Here is a 2093-nt window from a genome sequence, read left to right on the forward strand (position 1 = left end):
TATCGAGTAGGGTGAGGCGTTACCGCCTCATCCCTCTCACAGAACCGTACATACGGGCCTCGTATACGGCTCATGCCATTAACTTACCCCGAACTCGGGGACAGTGATGCCCGTTTTGATCTTCGTTAAGTCCATCAACTTCAGATCGTCATGCAAGTAGGCGCTGGGGATCGCCAGATGGGCCAGCGGTGACGCCGCGTTACGCCAGCTTTGCATCTTGATGTACTTAAACGGCGGGCGGTAGCCCAACTGTTTCAGCCTTCGATGCAGCCGACTCGGCTTCTTCCACTGCTTGAGCTGGACGCAGCGGAGACGCCGCCTGACCCAGCTCATCACCTGTTTCAACACCCGTGCGCAGTTCGCTACCCGGAAGTAATTGGCGAAGCCACGGAGTACAGGATTCAGTTCGCGGATGATCACCGCAAGCCCTGCACCTCGATTGCGCTTCGTCAACGCTTTCACCTTCTGCTTAAGTTTCACCACCTTCTTTTCCTGGATGCGGGTGTACTTGGTGTGGATCACCACCCCCAGGAACTTGATCCCCTCGTCGCTGTGCGCGATGTGGGTCTTGGTGGTATTGACTGTCAGCTTCAGCTCACCTTCCAGATAACAGTGGGCTGCCCTCAACGCATTCTCCGCTCCAGCCCGTGAGCTGCACAGGATCAGGATATCGTCCGCGTAGCGGACGATTCGATGACCCCGTGCCTTCATGAACTGGTCGAAGGCGTCCAGGTAGACGTTGGCGATCAGCGGACTGATCACGCCGCCCTGGGGGCTGCCCAGCGCCGTCTCTTCAAGGTGGTGCCCCACCATCACGCCGCTTTCCAGGCACTGGCGCAGCAGCGACAACACACTGCCGTCCGTGATCCGTTGGCGGAACTGGCGGATGATCAGGTCGTGGTTTAACGTGTCGAAGCATTTCGACAAGTCCATATCCACTACCCATTCACGCCGGTAGCGGCGCACGAACAGCTCCGCCTTGCCAATGGCATGGTGGCCACTGCGTCCCGGACGATACCCGTAGCTCGAGGGATGAAAGTCCGGTTCGAAGAGCGGTTCGATGATACTGCGTAATGCCTGTTGCACAACCCGGTCTCGAACCGTGGGAATACCCAACAGACGTTCACCGCCGTCATCCTTGGCGATGGCAACCCGCCTGACAGGCTGCGCTCGATAGCGCTTTTCCTTCAGTTCGAGGAGCAGACACGACAGCTCCACCTCCAGATTCCCCTCGAACGCACTCAGGCTCTGCCCATCGATTCCGGCCGCACCTTTGTTGCGCTTGACGTGTCTGAAGGCTTCATACAGGCGCTGCTTTGACAGCAACTGCCCGTAAAGACTGTAGTATTTCCTCATGCCTGCTCATCTCTGTGATGACGGCTCCGATCGTCGGTCTGGCTACTGGTCTGTTTCAAACGACCCGTCCGGGTACTAGCGCTTGGCAATCTGCCGCCACGGTGTCGTTCTACTCCCTCGTTCAGAGAAGGACGAAGCCACTGTGTTCCCACCGCACCTCGACCCACTTCCCTGCCCCGTCGGACAGCTTGTGAACGCAGCGTCCACCTTCGGATCAATATCCGTCGTTCTCATTAATGACTTCCGCCCTTCGCATCCGACCAAGGCTTTTGGCCTTGCCCAGTCCACTGAACCTCCGCCAGCGGTCGATCCGGTTTTGTCCTCCACGCTGTTACCAGGCTTCACAGGCCGGAACTTCCTCACTACTACGGCATCATCTGCCACCTCACACCCGACCCGCTCTTGGCTTTCACCTTGACGCGTGCCTTCCAGACAAACTGGATACGGTGCCAGGCTTCCCCGGTTACTGCACCGGCTCCCTGTTAACGATGCCACCCTCAAACACAGCACAGGCCTGACTGAGTATCGGGCGTCGCGCTATTTTGCACGCTTACCCACCTGTGCTGCCGAAGCAGGTTCACTTGCGTTGTGTACCGTTAACACCCTATGGCTTCCTTCAGACCCCACCGTTGGCCAGTGGCGCCCTTGCCAGTCGGGTTGTCTTCCCCTCAGTCGGGGTGACGACACCTTCTTTCAGGTGTCCGAGGTTGCCGGCTTCGCCGGGCAAACAAAAAAGC

The 2093-nt window shown here is 58.2% G+C and carries 2 protein-coding genes; one reads left to right on the top strand and one right to left on the bottom strand.

Features of this window, described 5'->3' with window-relative positions; translation table 11 throughout:
* Positions 1-78: 78 nt before the first annotated feature.
* Positions 79-1356, bottom strand: coding sequence for a group II intron reverse transcriptase/maturase (gene ltrA, locus CXF87_RS11845; RefSeq protein ID WP_101146757.1), 1278 nt, complete (start codon positions 1354-1356; stop codon positions 79-81).
* Positions 1357-1777: 421 nt separating this feature from the next.
* Here ltrA and CXF87_RS22060 point away from each other — a divergent pair.
* Positions 1778-2093: hypothetical protein (locus CXF87_RS22060; protein WP_232774906.1), on the top strand; the 316-nt coding region annotated here is incomplete at its 3' end.

Source organism: Halomonas sp. MES3-P3E, from assembly GCF_002836035.1.
Taxonomy (GTDB): domain Bacteria; phylum Pseudomonadota; class Gammaproteobacteria; order Pseudomonadales; family Halomonadaceae; genus Vreelandella; species Vreelandella arctica.

Excerpts from the sequence above, each read along its gene's own strand:
- ltrA (WP_101146757.1), bottom strand. The coding sequence starts at position 1,356 with ATGAGGAAATACTACAGTCTTTACGGGCAGTTGCTGTCAAAGCAGCGC.